Source organism: Bifidobacterium primatium, assembly GCF_002802875.1.
GTDB classification, from domain to species: Bacteria; Actinomycetota; Actinomycetes; order Actinomycetales; family Bifidobacteriaceae; genus Galliscardovia; species Galliscardovia primatium.
In genome coordinates, this window is sequence record NZ_PEBI01000002.1 from 139,110 (window position 1) to 159,175 (window position 20,066).

Sequence of the window (20,066 nt, forward strand, 5' to 3'; positions counted from 1 at the left end):
CGATGGATGTCGGTTCATCGACGCGTATGTTGTTGTGTGATGTCTTCGGTTGGAATCGTGCCGACCCTGGTTGACATCGGAGCGGGCCGGCACGACGGATTGGTTGATATCGGGGCGTCTGCCGTTATGACGACGTCGTCACTTCGCGGCCGCGGCGGCGGGCCTGCCGTCGGTCGTCGACGTCTTCGCGGGCGTTTTCGCGACGGCCTTGTCGTCATCGTTCTCGTCCTGTACGCCGCTCAATGCGGTCAGCACGATGGAGGCGCTCACGATGAGCAGGCCGATGACCTCGAGCAGGGTCGGGAACTGTCCGAAGAACAGGCCGATGATGAGGGAGATCACGGGGTAGAGCGCCTGCAGCACGGAGAACACGTTCGGCGCGATGGTCTTGAGCATGACCTGGTCGAGCACGGCGGCGATCACCGAGGCGAGGATCGTGAACTGGATGATGCGCCACACGCTGTTGCCGGGGTCGATGGCCATCTGCTTGACGGCGGACGGGCCGACGAACGGGGCGAGCACGAGCGCGGCGAGCGTGATGGCCAGCGACAGGGCGTCGAGGGCGCCGTTGTGGGCCATCTTGTTGCCGAAGAAGATGTAGCCGGCCCACGCGAGGGCGGCGACGAAGGAGGCGACCAGACCGATGACGATGGTGTCGGACTTGTTGCCGGAGAGCGACAGACCGGCGAGCATGGCCACGCCGATGGCCGCCACGACGATGGCGGAACGCTGCTTCCAGTTCTTGCCGGTGATGGCGCCGATGGCCACCGGACCGAGGAACTGGATCGGGACGGCGATGCCCATCGCGAGGTTGTCGACGCTGATGTTGTAGGAGGTGTACATGGTGCCGATGGAGACCGCGAACAGCACGAGCCAGATGATCTGCTCCTTCGTCCACTTCTTCCTCCACGGCTGGCGCCACAGCAGCAATACGATGGCGGTGATGCTCAGGCGGACCCACGCCACCTGCACGCCGCCGACGGTGTCGAACGCCGGGGTGAGGAATCCGGTGCCGACGTAGTTGCAGGAACCCGCGATGACCACCAGGATGATGGCGAAGAGCAGGGGGTTCTTGGACCGTAGCCTCTCCCAGATGGATGGCTGCTTTGCGACTGGAGCTTCCATTGATGATCTCCTTTGACTTCGGCTTCGTTGCCTGGACCTGCCGTATGTTGACCTGTCCGGTGTCGCCTCCCAACGCCTACAACGTTGCAGACATTGGGTTTTCGTAAGTTTTCGGTTGTCTTCTCGTTGTTGCCGTTGTTTGCACAATGGCTGACGAAACCCACTATATGGCGCATGGAAGGGTGTGCCGATATGTGGGATTCTCAATCGTTGCATATCGGTAAACGTCGGTACTGCGTCCCTATATTTGGTACGCCTGTTCAAGGCGTCTATATTCGGTAACTGAGATCGCCGAGGTCACCACGACAACCGCTCGACAACAACGTCGACGGACGCGAAGACGCGTGACGGTCAGACATAACACTCCAAACCACGGAGGGAGCAACAATGGCACTAGCACCAGCATTGAAGCTGCCCACGATCACGCACATCCGTGCGTACAGCATGGGCGGCGCCGCAGCCAAGATCCACGGTCAGGGCGGCGGCGACTACCACGATCAGGGCAAGGACCACTGGATCGACAACCATATCGCGACGCCGATGTCCAAGTACAAGGAGTACGAGCAGTCCCGCCAGTCCTTCGGCCTGAACGTGCTCGGCACGCTGGTCGTTGAAGTCGAGGCCTCCGACGGCACCACCGGCTTCGCCATCTCCACCGCCGGAACCATCGGCTGCTTCATCGTCGAGCATCATCTGTCCCGCTTCGTCGAGGGCAAGCGCGTCGATCAGATCAAGCTGATCCACGACCAGATGCTCAACTCCACCCTGTTCTACTCCGGTGGTGGCGGCGTCGTCATCAACACCATCTCCGCCGTCGACCTGGCGCTGTGGGACCTCTACGGCAAGGTCGTCAAGCTTCCGGTCTACAAGCTGCTCGGCGGCGCCGTGCGCGACGAGATCCACTTCTACGCCACCGGCGCCCGTCCGGACCTGGCGCAGAAGATGGGCTTCATCGGCGGCAAGCTGCCGACCCACTGGAGCTCCGCATTCGGCGACGAAGGCATCGAGAAGGACATCGCCACCCTCGCCGACATGCGCGAACGCGTCGGCGACAAGTTCTGGCTGATGTTCGACTGCTGGATGAGCCAGGACGTCAACTACGCCACCAAGCTCGCCCACGCGGCCGCCCCCTACAAGCTCAAGTGGATGGAGGAGTGCTTCCCGCCGAACCAGATCGAGTCCTACCGCGAGCTCAAGAAGAACATGCCGAAGGGCATGCTCATGACCACCGGCGAGCACACCGGCACCCTCGAGGGCTTCAAGGAGCTCTCCGACGCCGGCGTCGACATCCTCCAGCCCGATGTCGGCTGGTGCGGCGGCGTGACCTCGCTGTGCGAGATTGCCGCGATCGCCAAGTCCCGTGGCCAGCTCGTGGTGCCCCACGGCTCCTCCGTCTACTCGCACCACGCCGTGATCACCTTCACCAACACGCCGTTCAGCGAGATGCTGATGACCGCGCCGAAGGCCGATCATGTCCGGCCGCAGTTCGACCCGGTCCTGCTCGACGAGCCGGTTCCGCACGACGGCATCATCACCGCCGAGGAACTCGACAAGCCCGGCTTCGGCGTCGAACTCAACCGCAGCTGCCCGCTCGAGCGTCCGTTCGAGCACTGATCGGCTGGCCGGCCGAATCAATCGGCCGCCGATCACCGGCGCAGATGACCCCATATAACTGAACACGCATAATTCAATACCGATATCAACCAGGCGACCGGACGGCGGAGCATCCTCCCGTCCGGTCGCCTCCCGACTTTTTCGTCGTAACGATTTCGTCGTCAACGCACCGCATCCCCGCAGCCCGCGCCAAAGGAGACCGATGAGCTACGGCACCCATACTGGAGAACACGCAATGACATCACTACCGCACAACGCTTTCAAGCAGGCACTGAAGGAAGGCAAGGAGCAGTATGGTCTGTGGATGGCCATGGCTTCCGCCACCGCCGCCGAGATCTCGGCAGACGCCGGCTACGACTGGCTGCTGGTCGACGGCGAACACGGTCCCTACGACCTCAACACCATCCTCGACGTGCTGCGCGCCGTCGCGCCATACGACACCACGCCCGTCGTCCGCCCCGCCGCCGCCGACCCGGTGCTCATCAAGCAGGTGCTCGACCTCGGCGCCCAGACGCTGCTGCTGCCCATGGTCAACAGCAAGGAAGAGGCCGAGCTGATGGTCAAGGCCGTCAACTACGCGCCCGAAGGCATCCGCGGCGTCGGATCGCCCATCGCCCGCTCCGGCCGCTGGGGACGCATCCCCAACTACATGCGCGACGCCAAGAACGAGATCTGCCTGCTGCTGCAGTGCGAATCGCAGGAGGCGCTCGACCACATCGACGACATCGCCTCCGTCGAAGGTGTCGACGGCATCTTCATCGGACCCGCCGACCTCTCCGCCTCGCTCGGCCACCCCGACGACGCGGCCGCCATCATGGACCAGGTCTACGACGCGTTCGACGTCATCAAGTCGCACGGCAAGGCCGTCGGCTTCCTCGCATTCGACGTGGCCACCGCCAAGGAGGCCTTCGCCCGCGGCGCCAACTTCGTGGCCGTCGCCGGCGACACCGACCTCTACGTGCGCGCCCTCGCCGAAGGCATCAAGCCCTTCAAGGGCTGAGGTCCGGCGTGCCGCTTGCCCCTTCGGCTCCTCCTCGCATATGAGGGGAGCCGACCGCCGAAGGCGGTCCGAGGGGAGTGCGCGCATAAGCCGTGCCTGCCGATATCGCTTTTCCTCCCCTGTTGCTGACGCATGCAGCCGCCAGTCGATGGCACGGGCTTCGGCCCGCCCATCGTCCGGCGGCTGCACGCATTTGCCGATACCCCATCCACTAAGGTTGAATCCCATGGCAGAAAACACCGCCGCCCCATCGGGTACACGAACGCTCATCCACGGCATCGAGGTCATTCGCAGCGTAGCGAACGGCGCCGCATCGCTGCGCGAAGTCGTCGAGGCCACCGGACTCAGCCGCAGCACCGCGCACCGTCTCATCCAGGCCCTGCGCATCGAACGCTTCCTGCGTGAAAACTCCGACGGCAGCCTCCTGCTCGGACCCGCGCTCATCGAGCTCGGCTTCCAGGCCCTCAACAGCGTGTCGTTGCAGGCCGTCGCCCACCCCATACTCCTCGACCTCGCCCAACGAGCCAAAGACACCATCCACCTCGCCGTCGAAGACTCCGGCATGGCCCTCTACCTCGACAAGATCCACGGCACCCGAGGCATCGAAATCCGATCGTGGCCCGGTTGCCGCATGCCGCTGACCTACACCGGCATCGGCAAGGCCCTGCTCCTCGACTCGCCCGACCGCTGGCGTTCCCAATACATCCAGGATCGCAACCTCACCGGACGCGACCCCGAACACGACTACGCCGACGAATCCGCGTTCTCCGCAGCCATGGCCAAATTCGCCAGACAGGGCTTCGCCTACGACCTCGAGGAGAACGAGCCCGGCATCCGCTGCGTATCCGCCCCCGTGCGCGACGGCCGCGGCAAGACCGTCGCCGCCATATCCGTCTCCGGCGCCATACAGTTCATGCCGCCCAAGCGCATGCGCGCACTGGGCCCCGTCGTCGTCGACGCCGCCAGCCGCATCAGCGCGGAGCTCGGATACAAGACCGCCGCCAACGACTCCATCGAGTGATTCCGCGCGCAATGGAGCGTCATCGGTCCGGCTGAAGACTCGACGTACCTTCGTACGCCTTCGTCTTCCGCCAGACCGATGCCGCACGCATTGCGTATGGAATCCGGCTGCGTACGCCTTCATCCTCCGGCACGCCGAATCCGCGCGCGTCCTGCGCGGAATCACTAGCTGTGGAGGCGGGACTTTGGCTCCCGCTGGCGGGAGCTGGCTCGGCGGAGCCGAGACTGAGGGTGGTGGTAGCCTGCGGCCTCTCGTCTGGCTCCCCTCATGATTGAGGGGAGCTGTCGGCGCAGCCGACTGAGGGGAGTTGACCACTACGGCATACGACGTCGTAAAAAAACGACGCCACGATTTCTCGCAATCATCGCCATATGGTTATAGGCTTGAAACCATGGCTGAACTCGAATCATGGCAGACCCTGAGCGATCGAATCAATTCCGTTTCCCCCTCCGCCACGCTGGCCGTGGACGGCAAGGCGAAAGCCCTCAAGGCGGCGGGCGTGGACGTGATCGGATTCGGCGCCGGCGAGCCGAACTTCCCAACCCCCGACTACATCGTCGACGTGGCCGCCGCAGCATGCCGCGACCCGAAGAACCACCGCTACACGCCCACCGCCGGTCTGCCCGAGCTGCGCGAGGCCATCGCCGCGAAGACCCTGCGCGACTCCGGCTACGAGGTCGCCCCGAGCCAGGTGGTCGTCACCAACGGCGGCAAGCAGGCCGTCTTCGAAACGTTCCAGGTGCTCATCAACGATGGCGACGAGGTCATCATCCCCGCACCGTTCTGGACGTCCTACACCGAAGTCGTCAAGCTCGCCGGCGGCAAGCCCGTCGAGGTGTTCTCCGGCTCCGACCAGAACTTCACCCCCACCGTGGACCAGCTCGAGGCCGCCCGCACCGAGCGCACCAAGGCCATCGTGCTCAACTCCCCGTCCAACCCCACCGGCGCCGTCTGGCCCGAGGAGACCGTGCGCGCCATCGGCGAATGGGCCGTCGCCAACCATCTGTGGGTCATCTCCGACGAGATCTACGAACACCTCAACTACGACGGCACCAAGACCACGTACGTCGGCGCCGTGGTGCCCGAGGTACGCGACCAGCTCATCGTGCTCAACGGCGTGGCCAAGACCTATGCCATGACAGGCTGGCGAGTCGGCTGGTCCATCGCCCCCGAACCGGTCGCCAAGGCCATCGCCAAGCTCTCCGGCCACATGACCTCCAACGTCGCCAACGTCTCCCAGCGCGCCGCGCTCGCCGCCGTCGCCGGACCGCTCGACGAGGTCCATGTGATGCGCGAGGCATTCGACAAGCGTCGCCGCGCCATCGTCGCCGCGCTCAACGCCATCCCCGGCGTCGACTGCCCGACCCCCACCGGCGCGTTCTACGCATTCCCCAACGTCGAGGCCCTGCTCGGCAAGCCGCTCGGCCCCAACGGCTCCGTGGCCGCCACCAGCTCCGACCTCGCCGCGCTCCTGCTCGACGAGGCGCACATCGCCGCCGTGCCCGGCGAGGCGTTCGGCGCCCCCGGCTACCTGCGATTCTCCTACGCGCTCGCCGACGACCAGCTCGCCGAAGGCATGAAGCGCTTCCAGGACTGGGTCGCCGCCTGATGGCGGCCGATACGGTCCGATCGCGGCTCGGCCGCGAGTAATTGCGAGTTGTGAGGCTTCGTCTGGCGAAACACCGACCGACGAAGCCTCACGCATATGCGAAAACGTTGAAATTCCGGTCCTGGCGTGACGACAAGACGGATGGCATTCGGGACGCTTTGAAATCAAAGCCTCACAACTCGTGTTTTCATATATTGTCGGTCGCGACTCGCCGCGAATTCCCAACGTTTTTCGGCGACTTCGCCCCTCGACTGGACGGAATCGACAAATGCCGCTATTATCTTCACTTGGCGGTTTCACCGCCCGTCTAACACCGATGTTCGCATATGTGTGTATGATAGGCGAGGTTACTTAGGGAAGTGGCGCAATTGGTAGCGCAACGGTCTCCAAAACCGTAGGTTGTGGGTTCGAGTCCCGCCTTCCCTGCTAGAGATGAACAACGGTTCCGCCAACCAGTGAGGATGAACGATGGCCAAGAAATCAGACGCTGAAGCGAAAACGGTGAAGCCGAACATCTTCATGCGTATTGGCCTGTTCATCAAGCAGATCATTGATGAGCTTCGCAAGGTCATCACTCCCACACGCAAGGAACTGCTGTTGTGGTCCATCGCTGTGTTCATCTTCGTTATTTTCCTGATGCTGTTCGTCTCCGCCCTCGATTTCGGACTGGGTAAGCTGGTCTTCTGGGTATTCGGCTGAGCCGCAGCTGCTGCGACGGCACGTCTGAACCGCGGTTCTCGAACAACGAACGCCATTGGAATCTCACTGCTTTAAAGGATGCATGGTATGACTGACGAACTTGATGTGAACGAAGAATCCGTCGAAAACCCGGTCGACGTCGAACCCGTCGCCGAGGAAGCCGTCGAGGCCGAGACCGAGGCTCCCGCCGAAACCGCCTCCGATTCCGAATCCGACGTCGAATCCAGCGAGGATGCCGTCGAAGCCGAGGACTCCGCCGATGAAACCTCTTCCGAAGAGGGCGACGACGAGCCCGAGGCAGATGCCGTCGAATCCGATGAGGCCGACACTGCTTCCGACGGCAGCGAGGAAGCCGATGCCGAGGATGAGGACGTCGACCCCGGTCAGGCCGCCGTCAACGCCTTCTCCAAGAAGCTTCGCGGACTGCCCGGCAAGTGGTACGTCCTGCACACCTACTCCGGCTACGAGAAGCGCGTCAAGACCAACGTCGAGTCCCGCGTCACCTCCTTCGGTCTCGAAGACCAGATCTTCCAGGTCGAGGTCCCCATGGAGGAAGTCGAGAAGCACACCGACAAGGGCAAGAAGATCATCACCCGTGTCCGCATCCCCGGCTACGTGCTCATCCGCATGACCGACGACGAGGAAGCCCGCCGCATCGTCCGCGAGACCGAGGCCGTTACTGGCTTCGTCGGCCCCACCAAGGATCCGGCGCCCCTCACCCGCAAGGAAGTCGTCCAGATGATGGCTCCGATGATTGCCTCCGAAGCGCTCAAGGCCGCCGGCGACAAGCCCGCCGCTGCCAAGAAGCGCACCGTCGAGGTCTCCTTCAAGGTCGGCGAATCCGTCACCGTCAACGACGGTCCGTTCGCTTCCATGTCCGCCGTCATCTCCGAAGTCTCCCCGGCCACGCAGAAGCTCACCGTGCTCGTGTCCATCTTCGGCCGCGATACGCCGGTGGAGCTTAACTTCGACCAGGTCGAGAAGATCGACTGAAATCCGGTGATGGAGTGTCTTCGTCGTTGCTCCTCGGTCGACGTACCTTCGTACGTCTTCTCTCGGTGCGCCTAGGAGACACACGCATCATCGAATTTCATACTGAAATTAGCTGATGGAGCGTCTTCCGCGTTGTGGAAGACTCGACGTACCTTCGTACGCCTTCGTCCTCCACGCCTTGAAGCCGCACGCATCAGTTAATTTCAAAAGTTGAGAACGTGACAAAAGGGATTCCCATCGGGAGTCCCTTTTGTCGTATCCGGTCGTATCCGGCCTCGGAAACTTGGCAAGAACGGTTATGAACGGGTCGTTGTGGAGGACCTCATATCGTTTTTTACCAAATTATGGGGCGACGCCGTTGCAGACACGTCTTGTCCAACGTCGTCGGCATAATAGGAAAGCTTGTGTCTGGAGGGATTCGGGCGATGCGGAACGCGGCTTGTCGCCGTGAACGCATGGTCACCCGCTAGCACAGCACATAGCAATATTCAGGTTGCGGGAGGAGTTCGCCGCCGCCGAACCGGACGGCTCGCCGACCGGCAGGCGCGGACGTTCGCCGATATCACCGCTTCACAGAAAGAAGAACCATACAATGGCTCCTAAGAAGAAAGTCTCGGCGCTGATCAAGCTCCAGATTCAGGCTGGCAAGGCCAACCCGGCCCCGCCGCTGGGCCCGGCCCTGGGTTCCCATGGCGTGAACATCATGGACTTCTGCAAGGCATACAATGCCCAGACGCAGGACAAGATGGGTCAGGTCATCCCGGTCGAGATCACCGTCTACGAAGACCGCTCCTTCACCTTCATCCTGAAGACCCCGCCGGCCGCGGCTCTGCTGAAGAAGGCCGCCGGCATCGACAAGGGCACCGACAACCCGCTGACCCACAAGGTCGGTTCCGTCACCAAGGCTCAGGTTCGTGAGATCGCTGAGATCAAGATGGCCGATCTGTCCGCTCGCGACATCGAGGCCGGTATGAAGATCATCGCCGGCACCGCTCGCTCCATGGGCATCACGGTTGAGGACTGAGAGGGGATAAGGACACATGGTAAAGCGTTCCAAGAAGTACCGCGAAGCTGCTGAGCAGATCGATCGCACCAACCTCTACACCGCCAACGAGGCCATCGCCCTGCTCAAGGGCATGCCGGCCTACAACTTCGACCAGACCGTCGAAGCCGTGTACCGTCTGAACGTCGACCCGCGCAAGGCCGACCAGCTGGTCCGTGGCACCGTCAACCTGCCTCACGGCACCGGTAAGACCGCCAAGGTCCTCGTGTTCGCCCGTGGCCCGAAGGCCACCGAGGCCACCGAGGCCGGCGCCGACATCGTCGGTGATGACGACCTGATCGCCAAGGTCCAGGGCGGCTTCCTCGACTTCGATGCCGTGGTCGCCACTCCGGACATGATGGGCAAGGTCGGCCGTCTCGGTCGTGTGCTCGGTCCCCGCGGCCTCATGCCGAACCCGAAGACCGGCACCGTGACCATGGACGTCACCAAGGCCGTCAAGGACATCAAGGGCGGTAAGATCGAGTTCCGCGTCGACAAGCACGGCAACCTGAGCTTCCTCATCGGCAAGCTCTCGTTCGACGAGGCTGCCCTCGACGAGAACTTCAAGGCCGTCGCCGACGAGATCAAGCGCCTCAAGCCGTCCACGGTGAAGGGCCGCTACATCACGAAGGCCACCATCACCTCCACCATGAACCCGGGCGTCCCGCTGGACGTCGCCACCCTCGCCTGATTTTTCCGGCTTGCCGGATAATCGGCCGGCCGTCGGAGCATCGTCGCGGCATTACGCGACGACGATGCGAACGACAGCCGGGTGAAGGACATGGTATTCGGTGAGATCCGTTCCAGTCGGCCCACGCCGCTGTGATGATCGTCGCGGCGGTCGGCACGACGGAGACGGATTTCGCTCCAGCTTTTAACAAGCAAAGATTGCAACACGAAGGCCCCGAGAGTCGCAAGGCTCCCGGGGCCTTTCGTATCTGCGCCAATATCACGACGAACAGGAACCTTGAGGCCGTTGCGATTCCCCTCTGTTGTGCGGAATCCAAGCAAGGGAATCAAGATGCGGCTAAGGTTCCCATCCGTTGCGTGGAATCCAACGAACAGGAACCGAACGTACCTCTGTGGTTCCTGTCTGTGGTTCCTGTTCGTCATGGGGGACACCTACCCCTCCAGCATCATGCCGATCTTGATGGCGGTGAGCAGCACATACGCCTCGCGCGGGTCCATCGGATCCCAGCCGGTCACCTCCACCGACCGCTTCAGACGGTAGCGCACCGTATTCGGATGCACGTTGAGCTCACGCGCCGTGATATCTAGTGAATTGCCCGACCGCAGGAACGTCGACAGCGTCAGCAGCAGCGGATTATGCTCGTCGTCGCCGCGCAGCACGCGATACACGTTGTCGTAGAGTTCGCGGCGTGCGTCGTCGTCGCCGAGCAGCGCGCGCTCCGGCAGCACGTCGTCGGCGCGCAGCGGCCGCGGCACGTTCGTCAGACATTTCGACGCCTGACGGCTGTGCATCGCCGCACGCATCGTATACGATGCGCCGGCGAGGCCGTCACGCACCGGTCCGACGCATACTGCCGAGTCATCGAACAACGGCAGCAACGCCAACGTGAAATCGGTGCTTTCCATGCCATGACGCGGATCGATGAGCATCACCGTAAGCCCGTCATGCTCGCTGATTAGGCATTCGCCGCCGAGCGTGCGCACGGCCTCGCGCACATGACGATGTGCGAGCGCCAGACTGATGTCGCCCGTATGCGACAGCATGCCGACGATGGCGAAACACGAGAAATCACTGCGCCATCCCAACAGATTCAAACGCGACGCCACCTGATGGCTGGTCGTGCCGTCGAGCAGGTCGGCGATGGTCAGCGCCTCGAGACGTGCATCCCAGTCGCCGCGCGCCTGCGCACTCGACGCATACACGTTCGCCGCCGAAAACGCGACCTCGCGCGAATAATAGAGCATCGCGCCCGATGTGGCCTGCTCCTTGCCCGGTTCGGCGAACCGCGAGACGTTCGCCTCCATCTGGTCCACGATGAACCGCGTCAGCTCCACGACCTGGTTGAGCGAGATCGACTTGGTGAACTCCAACGGCGCCACGAAGAAGATTTCGTCGGTATGCGGTCGCGGCAGATCCTGCGCGGGAACGTTCGGGTCGAGGATGATGTCCTTGACCTCCTCATACCAGCTGACGAAGTTCGCCACGGCGGTCTCCGCCACGATGTTCAGCTGGTTCTTGTCGTCGGGCGTCAGTGCGCGGTACCAGGCGACGTCGGCGTTCATCTTGTCCTGCGCGGTGAGCACGATCTGGCGGATGATCGGCGGCAGGTCGGGATGCGTGTCGATATGCGGCTGCCTGAGGCGGAAACGTTCGGCCAGCGCCTGCGCCTCCTCGGCCACGTCGGGCTCGTGTTCGGTGATGTGCCGCACGTCTGCCGCGACCTGGTCGGACGTGGGGGAGTGCGGTGCGTCGTGGAGCGATGCGGCTGATGCCACGGGTGTCGCGGGCGCCGCCGTTGTGCCGGTCGACGTGGTTGCTGCCGGTCGGGAGCCTGCATCCGGTCGGCAGGCTATCGTCGATTCGTCGGTCGTCATCGGCATGGCGGTGGGGGTCGTCGTCGCCGATGAGACGGCCTGCCTGGGGGCGGGAACGGCGTTCTTGCGTGCCGTCCGTGCCCGGACGATCTTCGTGCGTGCGGGCGTTTTGCGCACGGGCTGCTTGCGCTTGCCTTTCGTGGTCTTCGGCTCTGTCGACGTACCGTCGGTTTCGTGTGCGCGTCCGGCCCTGCGTTCGACGTCGACGGCGGCGTCGCGAATCGCCGACTCGCGATCGGTGTCGCGCGTCGCCGCCTTACGGTCGGCGGCATCGCGGTCGGTGGCGTTGCGGTCGGCGTCGTCGCGCGTCTTGCGGGAATGCAGAACCGAGAATTTCATACCGATTAGCATAGTCGTCGCATCCTATGACAGAGGACTATCCCGACGTGGGATGTGTGGGTCTCTTGTGTCGGGAGGGCTGGGTTTGTGAGTCTATCGCATATACGGGGACGACGAAAACCCGTTCCTTGTGAACGATTAGACCCACAAACCTGATTTGGTGATTGACTGGGCGACTGCAATCATGACGAGTCAGCAGGCGCTGTGCACTTCTTCACTCCCGCCTCCGATTTCCGACGTTGCGTCGGCATCGCGGCGGAGCCAGAGGGCGAGGAACACGAACGTGAAGACCAGCGGCAGCATGTGGCGGTCGAAGTTGTTGGCCGGCGCGGTGATCATCACGCCCATGAGCAGCAGCATCGGCAGATGGAATGCGAGCGCCCGCCAACGCCGCAGCACCACTTCGGCGGCGCCGACGACGAGCACGAGAATCGTCCAGAAGTTGCCATGGACCGGCCAGCCGAGCACCGGGATATGCGACCAGCCGTTGAACGCCCAGGCGACGGCGTCTCGCCAGCCGCCCAGCCAGCCGCCGATGAACGGCGCGTTGGCTTTGATCACGCCGTTGTCCATGTAGTAGATGGCGGAGACGTAGGGTACGTCGGTCACGTCGAAGTAGCCGTAGCATTCGGCCAGCAGCGCGTCGATGGCGACGACGGGGCTGGCCTTGACGATCTGCATCCACGCGTCGTTGAACCGTGTCATGTCGTCGGCGGTGACGGTCTGCCACTTGTAGGCGATGAGCTTGTCCTCGGCCGAGCCGGACGATTTCATACGGTCGGCGTCCTGCGGGAAGTAGGCCTGCGCGGCGGCGTCGAGGTCGACGATCGGCGAGATCTCCTCGCGTGCGCTTTGGGGGATGCTGCCGGGGTCGCGCTGTGCGATGCGTCCGATCTGCTGCAGCTGGATGCCCTTGCTTTCGATGCCGTCGCCATTGATGATGGTGTTCGTGGCGGTGAGCGCCGTCAGCATGCCCTGGAACGCAAGGAGCGGGATGAGCAGCGCGACGGTCCATGTGCGCCAGCGGCGGCGGTCGGCCAGCAGCGCGAGCACGAGCTGCAGCGCGACGATGTAGAGCGCGTATTTGGCGCTCGCCAGCATGACGAGCGTGGAGACGGCCAGCGCGGCGACGGTGTGCGGCGGCACGGGGAGGCGGCTGATGGTTTCACCGGCTCGGGCGGCGGGGCGGTCGTCTGCCCTGCGGTCTGGGGTGGGATGGCTTCCGTCGATTCGGCCATCTGGAACGGCAGGCTTCCCACTTTCCCTGTCATCCTGAGCGTCTGCCGCTCCGCCGCTGCGGGACCGCGTCGCATGAATCTCGTACAGCACGCCGAACCACCAGACGAACGCGAACGCGAACAACGGCGATTTCGTCAGGGCGATGGTGCTCGTCACGACGATGGGATTGAGCAGCAGCAGCGCGAGCACGATGACGCGTGTGACGGCCGAGGCGGAGCGGGGGAGGGATACGTCTGCGGAGTCGGAGATGCCACTACGCAGAAACGGCACGTTGAGGAAGCGGTTCGCCGTGGCGGCGCAGCAGAACGCGGCGAACACGAATTGCAGGCCGGAAAGCAGGATGATGCCGGCATCGGCCGCGCCGGTGAGCGAGCGGCTGGCGAACGCGACGCCGCCGTAGAGCAGCGTGAGCAGGATGTTGTGCTGGTTCGTCAGGAACGTCGGGTCGGTCGGCCACAGATAATGCGCGGTCGGATAGACGTCCATGATGGTGTTCACCACGCCCGTGCCGTCAAGATAGACCTGCGGATTGCCGTGGGACTGCTCCCAGAACGACGTGAATTCGCGGATCTGCGAGAACAGGTCGGCGCCGAACGCGCTGAGCAGCGTCACATAGCACCACAGCCATCCGACGATGAACACAGCGGCAAGCTTCCATGCGCGGTCGGTCGCGCGTATGATTGTCGCCTCATGCCGCGTGAGGAATCCTCGGGGTTTTCCACCATCGGCGCTGTTTTCGCGCACAACTCTGGGGATATTCCATTTGCCGCGCGAAAGCCTCGCCAATCCGGCGACCAGGCCGAAATACGCGGCGAACGCCACGATGCCGATCGCCGCGTTGCCCCACGAAAAATCGGCTATCGACCCGTCCGCGCGGTAGATCGGTCCGACCGCCGTGCACAGGGCCAGCCACAGGCAGGCCAGAACCGCCAACGTCCATCGCAAAACATTCCAAACCGTATTCATCGCCCCCGATTCTATCGGGAGCACGTCATTGCGCGTCATGAATCGTCGGATGCATACATATCCGTCGATTCACGTGACGCATGGCGCCGGCACGAATCACGAAATACGCATGCATCCGGTGATTCATGTACAAGTAGTTGGTCCACGAATCGCGGAATATACATGCATCCGGCGATTCATGCACAAGCGGCTTTCTCGCGAATTACGAGATATCGATATATATCCGCTGATTCGTGAATGAATTTCGGTCACATGAATCAACACATATGGGGATATCCAACGATTCATATACGAATAATTGACGCACGAATCGCCAGTTACGGCGATATCGGTGGATTCATGATCGTTGATGCGATTCACGAATCGTGTGATACCGGCATATTTGACGAATCGTGCGCGAAAATTGGCGGAGATTATCTGCGGCGGGCGATGCCGGCGCAGACGGCCGAGACGATGACGGCCTTGGGCAGGTCGCCGACGAGGAATCCCAGCGACGCGGTCATCACGGCGGCGAACGGCACGCCGGTCAGCACCGACTGCACGAACGCGCCGAACGGGTAGAGCACCACGATCACGCCGAGCACGATGGCGCCGAAATAGCGCAGCGCCGTCAGCACGCGCCCACGGGCCGAATCGGTGCGGGCCTCGCCGCGCACCAGCGCCGTGATGACCGCCGCCGGCAGGAACCCGATGAGGAAGCCGGCGCTCGGGCCGACCAGCGCCAGCGTGGACGCGCCGCCGGCGAACACCGGCAGTCCCGCCGCGCCGGCCATCAGATACGTGGCCACCGCGCTCGCGGCCTCGCGCCAACTGAGCGTAAGCGCGGCCAGCATCAGCACGAACGTCTGCATCGTGATGGGCACCGGCGTGCCCGGCACCGGAATCTCGCCGGCGGCCGCCGCGGCCCACATCAGACCGGCGAACAGCAGCGCCTTGGCTCCCGAGACCAGCAGACGCCGCGCGCTGACGGCGTCGGCCGTTCGGGAGATACGGTCAAGTGCCGGACGATGGTGTTGTGAAATCATACAAAATCCCTTCATGAGGCAACGCAGGCGATAATGCCCATGCGTCAAACGTTCTACGGCCGTGATTGTCAAAATCGTTGAAAAATCAAGCATCATGTGCAGAAGATAGCCGCTGGTAATCCAGCATAGAAAACGGCCTTACGGAACCGTTTGTATGAACGTACAAAAACCGGCGGCGGATTTTGTCGCTTTCGGGATTCCGTCGCACCCGTGCGGATTGATAGCGTGACGAATATGCCGATTCATGACTTTGTCTGGCGGGCGCCCGCCCCGCGAACCGCCGCCGAGGCGGATTCGCTGACGATTCTGGATACGGTCGATTCCACCAACACGATGATGACCCGCGACATCGCGGCCGGAGCGCACGGTGGGGATGCCGTGTCCCGCGTCGCGAACCTGTACGGCGGGGAATCCGCGGCGAATGACGTAAGACATACGCTGCCGGTCGCCGTGGCCGTCTCGGACACGCAGACCAAATGCCACGGTCGCCTCGGCCGCGTCTGGTACAACCGGCCGGGCCGGTCGCTGCTCGCGTCGTTCGCCGTGCCCGCGCCGACCACGCTCATCGGCGCGTCGATGGGCGGCTGGATCACCATGAGCGCCGGCCTCGCCGTGCTCGACGCCATGCATGACGCCGCCGGCGAATACGGATTTTCGGCGATCGTCGGCGACGACGGCGTCGAACGGGGGAAGCTCACCATCAAATGGCCGAACGACGTGTTCTGCGACGGACGCAAGCTGGCCGGCGTGCTCAGCGAATTCGTGCCCGTCGACGAACGCTGGTCGGCCGTGGTCATCGGCATCGGACTGAACCTGTTCGTGCCGCGAAACGACCTGCCGACCGACATCGCCACGTCGATGCAGCTGCACTACGCCGGCCTGCCCGACTATGCGACGCTGCGCGACGCGCTGATGGCCGGCATCGTCCGTCATCTGCGCGAGCGGCTGGAACGTCTCTACGCCGACCCGACGGCCGGTGCGGCCGACGTGCTGCGCGAGGTCGAGGCCGTCAGCTGGACGCTCGGCCGCCGAGTCGAGGCGCGGCTCGCCGACGGCGGCAGCGTCCGCGGTACGGCGACGGCCATCAATCCCGACGCCTCGCTGACCATCCGTGACGATGCCGGCGAGAACCACGTCGTCACGACCGGCGACGTCGGCGTCATGCCGATGCCGGACGTGCCGTCCGTCTGAAATCCACGATCTTTCACATCCAATACGAACAATACGAAATCCACGAACCGAAGGACCCTATGCGAAAACTGTTGATCGCCAACCGCGGGGAGATCGCCCTGCGCGTGGTGCGAACCGCCCAGGAGATGGGCATCGGCACGGTCGCCGTATACGCCGAACAGGACCGTGACGCCATGTACGCGCAGATGGCCGACGAGGCGTATCTGCTCTCCGGCGACACGAACCTCAAGACGTATCTCAACGAGGACCTCATCGTCGACATCGCCAGGCGTTCCGGCGCCGACGCGCTGCACCCGGGCTACGGCTTCCTCTCCGAGTTCTCGTCGTTCGCGCGCAAGGTGAAGGACGCCGGCATCGCATGGGTCGGCCCCAAGCCCGAGGCGCTCGACGAGCTCGGCGACAAGATCAGCGCCTGCAAGGTTGCCGCGCGCGCCAAGGTGCCGGTCGTGCCGGGCCTGGCCGAGCCGGTCACCGACATGCGTACGCTGCTCGACTTCGCCAACGCGAACGGCTACCCGGTCATGATGAAGAAGGCCGACGGCGGCGGCGGACGCGGCATCACGCTCATCCACAACGACGACGAGCTGCGCCAGTTCTACCTCAACCACGACGCCCTGCAGGGCGGCGACCTCGGCGACTACTTCATCGAGAAGTTCGTCGACAAGGCCCGCCACGTGGAGACGCAGTCCGGGCGCGACAGCCACGGCAACTTCACCGTCTACTCCACGCGCGACTGCTCCGTGCAGCGCCGCAACCAGAAGCTCGTCGAGGAGGCCCCGGCCCCGTTCCTCACCGACGACGTGCGCGCCCAGCTCGAAGGCTTCTCCGAACGACTGTTCAACACCGTGGACTACGTGGGCCTCGGTACCTGCGAGTTCCTCGTTACCCCCGCCGGACGCGTCTACTTCATGGAGGTCAACCCGAGGCTCCAGGTGGAGCACACCGTCAGCGAACAGGTCAGCGGCCTCGACCTCGTGCGCGAGCAGCTCATCATCGCCGACGGCGGCGAGCTCACCAAGGCGCCAGCCCCGCGCGGCCACGCGTTCGAGCTGCGCATCACCAGCGAGGACCCGGCGACGAACCTCACGCCCAGCTCCGGCACCATCGAATCCATCACCTGGCCTTCCGGCCCCGGCATCCGCATCGACACCGGCGTGGAGGTGGGCGACACCGTCTCCCCGAAGGACGACTCCATGATGGGCAAGGTCATCGTCACCGCCCAGGACCGTCTCGCCGCAGTGGCCCGCGTGCGCCGCGCCCTGCGCGAGCTGAGCATCGAGGGCGTGCCCACTCCGGCCAGCCTTTTCCAGAAGATCTTCACCAACTCCGACTTCACCGCCGAGAACGGCCATCCGTTCGAGGTGACCACCAAGTGGCTGGAGCGCAACTACCTCAATGCCAAGCCGCAGGCCGTGTCCGCCGGCCAGCCCGCCTCGGTGAGCGGCCGCGACGAACGCCGTCCCGCCATGGAGACGTTCAACGTGGAGGTCGACAACAAGCGTGTGAAGCTCGCCGTGCCGTCCGACCTGCTCGCCGGCATCGGCTCCGGCCGCGGCGGCTCGGGCCCGCGCCGTCCCACGCAGCCGTTGCGCGGCACCGGACTGCACGACGTCGGCGAGAACACCCGTCATACGGACGACGCCGCACGATCCGGCATCATCGTCGCCACCATGCAGGCCGTCGTCACGCGCATCAACGTGGCCGAGGGCCAGACGGTCGACAAGGGCGACCTGCTCGTCGTGCTCGAATCCATGAAGATGGAGAACTACGTGTACGCGCCCGCCAAGGGCGTCATCAAGGAGATCAGCGTGGGAGTGGCCGACGGCGTCGACCCCGGCCAGACGCTCGTCTCGATGGACATCGAAGGCGCGACGAACGAACATCATCGCGACGCCGACGCGTCCGCCGACGCCGCCGCGAACGGCGGCGAGACGGCCGGCGACGCGCATCCGACCGACGGAAAGGAGGCCTGAGATGACCGATACGCTGGGAGTCTCCGTCGACCTGACGAACGCGGCCGCCGCCCGGCACCAGCCGGTGCGCGAGGCCATCGCGCGCGCGGCCGAGCTCGCGCGCGACGCCGAGGCGAACGCCGTCAAGCGTCAGCACGCCAAAGGCAAGTACACGGCGCGCGAACGTCTCGATCTGCTGTTCGACACCGACACGTTCGAGGAGATCGGACGGTTCAACGGCGGCGACATCAACGCCGGCAAGGCCGGCGCCGCCGTCATCACCGGCTTCGGCAAGATCTACGACCGCAAGGTGGCCGTCTACGCGCAGGACTTCTCCGTGCGCGGCGGCACCATGGGACTGGCCGAAGGACGCAAGATCTGCCATCTCATGGACATGGCCATCGACCTGAAGATCCCCGTCGTGGCGCTCATCGACTCCGGCGGCGCGCGCATCCAGGACGGCGTGGCCGCGCTCGCCCAGTACGGGCACATCTTCCGCAAGACGTGCGAGGCCAGCGGCTTCATCCCGCAGATCTCGCTGATCCTCGGCCCCTGCGCCGGCGGCGCCGTCTACTGCCCGGCGCTCACCGACCTCATCATCATGACCAAGGAAAACTCGAACATGTTCGTCACCGGCCCCGACGTGGTCAAGGCCGCGACCGGCGAGACGATCAGCATGGACGAGCTCGGCGGTGGCTACGTGCACAACGCCAAGTCCGGCGTGGCCCACTATCTCGGCGAGGACGAGGCCGACGCCATCGACTACGCGCGCACCGTGCTCGCCTACCTGCCGTCGAACAGCGACGAACAGGCGCCGACCTACGCGTACGCGTCCGGCCACGCCGAGCAGGAGGCCGCCAAGCGCATCGGCACCATCATGCCCGACAACGACCGCCAGCCGTACGACGTGCTCGACGTGATCCGCTGCATCGTCGACTACGGCGAATTCGTGCAGGTGCAGGAGCTCTACGCCCAGTCCGCCGTCGTCGGCTTCGCCTGCATCGACGGGCGTCCCGTCGGCGTCGTCGCCAACCAGCCGAACGTGCTGGCCGGCATCCTCGACGTCGAGGCCTCCGAAAAGGTGGCGCGGTTCGTGCGGCTGTGCGACGCGTTCAACCTGCCCGTCATCACGCTCGTGGACACGCCCGGCTACAAGCCCGGCGCCGACCAGGAGCACAGCGGCATCATCCGCCGCGGCGCCAAGGTCATCTACGCGTACGCCAACGCGCAGGTGCCGATGATCACCGTCATCCTGCGCAAGGCGTTCGGCGGCTCGTACATCGTGATGGGCTCCAAGGCCATCGGCGCCGACGTGAACGTGGCATGGCCCAGCTCGCAGATCGCCGTGCTCGGCGCGGCCGGCGCGGTGAACATCATCCACCGCAAGGACCTGCAGAAGGCCAAGGAGGCCGGACAGGACGTCAACGCCCTGCGCCAACGCCTCGCCGACGACTACGAGAAGACCACCGTGAACGCCAACCTCTCGCTCGAAATGGGTGAGATCGACGCGATGATCGATCCCGAACAGACCCGCGACGTCATCGAACGCTCGCTCAAGCTCCTCTCCACCAAGCGGCGCCGCCGCCTGACCGGCAAGCACCACGGCAACCAGCCGATGTGACCGTCGGCCTCCCCTCCGACCAGGAGGGCCGCGCCCGCAATCCAAGACTTCAAATCAACCAACAG

General features: G+C 64.2%; 15 protein-coding genes and 1 tRNA gene. 12 read left to right on the forward strand and 4 right to left on the reverse strand.

Annotated features, from left to right (window positions below; genetic code table 11):
• Positions 1–138: 138 nt before the first annotated feature.
• Positions 139–1,125, reverse strand: coding sequence for an EamA family transporter (locus CS006_RS04430; protein WP_165777243.1), 987 nt, complete (start codon positions 1,123–1,125; stop codon positions 139–141).
• 387 nt (positions 1,126–1,512) lie between these two features.
• On the opposite strand from CS006_RS04430, the gene rhmD reads away from it, so the two are divergent.
• The 9 genes from rhmD to rplA all read left to right on the forward strand — a co-directional run bounded on the left by rhmD (position 1,513) and on the right by rplA (position 9,794).
• On the forward strand, positions 1,513–2,739 hold the full coding sequence (gene rhmD, locus CS006_RS04435; protein ID WP_204313988.1) for an L-rhamnonate dehydratase: 1,227 nt from the start codon (positions 1,513–1,515) through the stop codon (positions 2,737–2,739).
• A 235-nt stretch (positions 2,740–2,974) separates the two neighbouring features.
• Positions 2,975–3,739, forward strand: a complete 765-nt coding sequence (locus CS006_RS04440) for an aldolase/citrate lyase family protein (protein ID WP_100510894.1) — start codon at positions 2,975–2,977, stop codon at positions 3,737–3,739.
• A 226-nt stretch (positions 3,740–3,965) separates the two neighbouring features.
• Positions 3,966–4,760 (forward strand): IclR family transcriptional regulator, encoded by a 795-nt coding sequence (locus CS006_RS04445; protein WP_100510594.1) that lies wholly within the window; start codon positions 3,966–3,968, stop codon positions 4,758–4,760.
• 391 nt (positions 4,761–5,151) lie between these two features.
• Positions 5,152–6,369 (forward strand): pyridoxal phosphate-dependent aminotransferase, encoded by a 1,218-nt coding sequence (locus CS006_RS04450; protein WP_100510595.1) that lies wholly within the window; start codon positions 5,152–5,154, stop codon positions 6,367–6,369.
• A 353-nt stretch (positions 6,370–6,722) separates the two neighbouring features.
• A tRNA-Trp gene (locus tag CS006_RS04455) sits at positions 6,723–6,795 on the forward strand.
• A gap of 42 nt (positions 6,796–6,837) precedes the next feature.
• Positions 6,838–7,068 (forward strand): preprotein translocase subunit SecE, encoded by a 231-nt coding sequence (gene secE / locus CS006_RS04460; protein ID WP_100510596.1) that lies wholly within the window; start codon positions 6,838–6,840, stop codon positions 7,066–7,068.
• Between the two features lie 87 nt (positions 7,069–7,155).
• Entirely contained in the window at positions 7,156–8,061 is a 906-nt protein-coding gene (gene nusG / locus CS006_RS04465) for a transcription termination/antitermination protein NusG (protein ID WP_100510597.1), read from the forward strand.
• 592 nt (positions 8,062–8,653) lie between these two features.
• Positions 8,654–9,085, forward strand: coding sequence for a 50S ribosomal protein L11 (gene rplK / locus CS006_RS04470; RefSeq protein WP_100510598.1), 432 nt, complete (start codon positions 8,654–8,656; stop codon positions 9,083–9,085).
• A 16-nt stretch (positions 9,086–9,101) separates the two neighbouring features.
• A complete protein-coding gene (gene rplA / locus CS006_RS04475) occupies positions 9,102–9,794 on the forward strand; it encodes a 50S ribosomal protein L1 (RefSeq protein WP_100510599.1) in 693 nt (230 codons plus the stop codon).
• Positions 9,795–10,225: 431 nt separating this feature from the next.
• On the opposite strand, the gene CS006_RS04480 is transcribed toward rplA, so the two are convergent.
• From CS006_RS04480 to CS006_RS04490, 3 genes are all read right to left on the reverse strand, one after another.
• Positions 10,226–12,007 carry a PucR family transcriptional regulator gene (locus CS006_RS04480; protein WP_165777244.1) on the reverse strand — a complete coding sequence of 594 codons (1,782 nt, stop codon included), beginning with the start codon at positions 12,005–12,007 and terminating at the stop codon, positions 10,226–10,228.
• Between the two features lie 192 nt (positions 12,008–12,199).
• Complete coding sequence (locus CS006_RS04485) at positions 12,200–14,251, reverse strand: DUF6020 family protein (protein ID WP_341476069.1); 2,052 nt, start codon at positions 14,249–14,251, stop codon at positions 12,200–12,202.
• Between the two features lie 374 nt (positions 14,252–14,625).
• Entirely contained in the window at positions 14,626–15,237 is a 612-nt protein-coding gene (locus CS006_RS04490) for a biotin transporter BioY (protein ID WP_100510602.1), read from the reverse strand.
• 234 nt (positions 15,238–15,471) lie between these two features.
• Between CS006_RS04490 and CS006_RS04495 the strand changes: the two genes are divergently transcribed.
• The 3 genes from CS006_RS04495 to CS006_RS04505 are packed head-to-tail and all read left to right on the forward strand — an operon-like array spanning position 15,472 to position 20,001.
• Positions 15,472–16,428, forward strand: a complete 957-nt coding sequence (locus CS006_RS04495) for a biotin--[acetyl-CoA-carboxylase] ligase (RefSeq protein ID WP_100510603.1) — start codon at positions 15,472–15,474, stop codon at positions 16,426–16,428.
• A gap of 59 nt (positions 16,429–16,487) precedes the next feature.
• Positions 16,488–18,401 (forward strand): ATP-binding protein, encoded by a 1,914-nt coding sequence (locus CS006_RS04500; RefSeq protein WP_100510604.1) that lies wholly within the window; start codon positions 16,488–16,490, stop codon positions 18,399–18,401.
• Position 18,402: 1 nt separating this feature from the next.
• Positions 18,403–20,001: an acyl-CoA carboxylase subunit beta gene (locus tag CS006_RS04505; protein ID WP_100510605.1), complete on the forward strand. Its 1,599-nt coding sequence runs from the start codon at positions 18,403–18,405 to the stop codon at positions 19,999–20,001.
• Positions 20,002–20,066 lie beyond the last annotated feature (65 nt).

Excerpts from the sequence above, each read along its gene's own strand:
- secE (WP_100510596.1), top strand. The coding sequence starts at position 6,838 with ATGGCCAAGAAATCAGACGCTGAAGCGAAAACGGTGAAGCCGAACATC.
- rhmD (WP_204313988.1), top strand. The coding sequence starts at position 1,513 with ATGGCACTAGCACCAGCATTGAAGCTGCCCACGATCACGCACATCCGT.
- CS006_RS04480 (WP_165777244.1), bottom strand. The coding sequence starts at position 12,007 with ATGAAATTCTCGGTTCTGCATTCCCGCAAGACGCGCGACGACGCCGAC.
- rplK (WP_100510598.1), top strand. The coding sequence starts at position 8,654 with ATGGCTCCTAAGAAGAAAGTCTCGGCGCTGATCAAGCTCCAGATTCAG.
- CS006_RS04505 (WP_100510605.1), top strand. The coding sequence starts at position 18,403 with ATGACCGATACGCTGGGAGTCTCCGTCGACCTGACGAACGCGGCCGCC.
- CS006_RS04490 (WP_100510602.1), bottom strand. The coding sequence starts at position 15,237 with ATGATTTCACAACACCATCGTCCGGCACTTGACCGTATCTCCCGAACG.
- CS006_RS04440 (WP_100510894.1), top strand. The coding sequence starts at position 2,975 with ATGACATCACTACCGCACAACGCTTTCAAGCAGGCACTGAAGGAAGGC.
- nusG (WP_100510597.1), top strand. The coding sequence starts at position 7,156 with ATGACTGACGAACTTGATGTGAACGAAGAATCCGTCGAAAACCCGGTC.
- rplA (WP_100510599.1), top strand. The coding sequence starts at position 9,102 with ATGGTAAAGCGTTCCAAGAAGTACCGCGAAGCTGCTGAGCAGATCGAT.
- CS006_RS04500 (WP_100510604.1), top strand. The coding sequence starts at position 16,488 with ATGCGAAAACTGTTGATCGCCAACCGCGGGGAGATCGCCCTGCGCGTG.
- CS006_RS04485 (WP_341476069.1), bottom strand. The coding sequence starts at position 14,251 with ATGACGCGCAATGACGTGCTCCCGATAGAATCGGGGGCGATGAATACG.
- CS006_RS04430 (WP_165777243.1), bottom strand. The coding sequence starts at position 1,125 with ATGGAAGCTCCAGTCGCAAAGCAGCCATCCATCTGGGAGAGGCTACGG.
- CS006_RS04495 (WP_100510603.1), top strand. The coding sequence starts at position 15,472 with ATGCCGATTCATGACTTTGTCTGGCGGGCGCCCGCCCCGCGAACCGCC.
- CS006_RS04450 (WP_100510595.1), top strand. The coding sequence starts at position 5,152 with ATGGCTGAACTCGAATCATGGCAGACCCTGAGCGATCGAATCAATTCC.
- CS006_RS04445 (WP_100510594.1), top strand. The coding sequence starts at position 3,966 with ATGGCAGAAAACACCGCCGCCCCATCGGGTACACGAACGCTCATCCAC.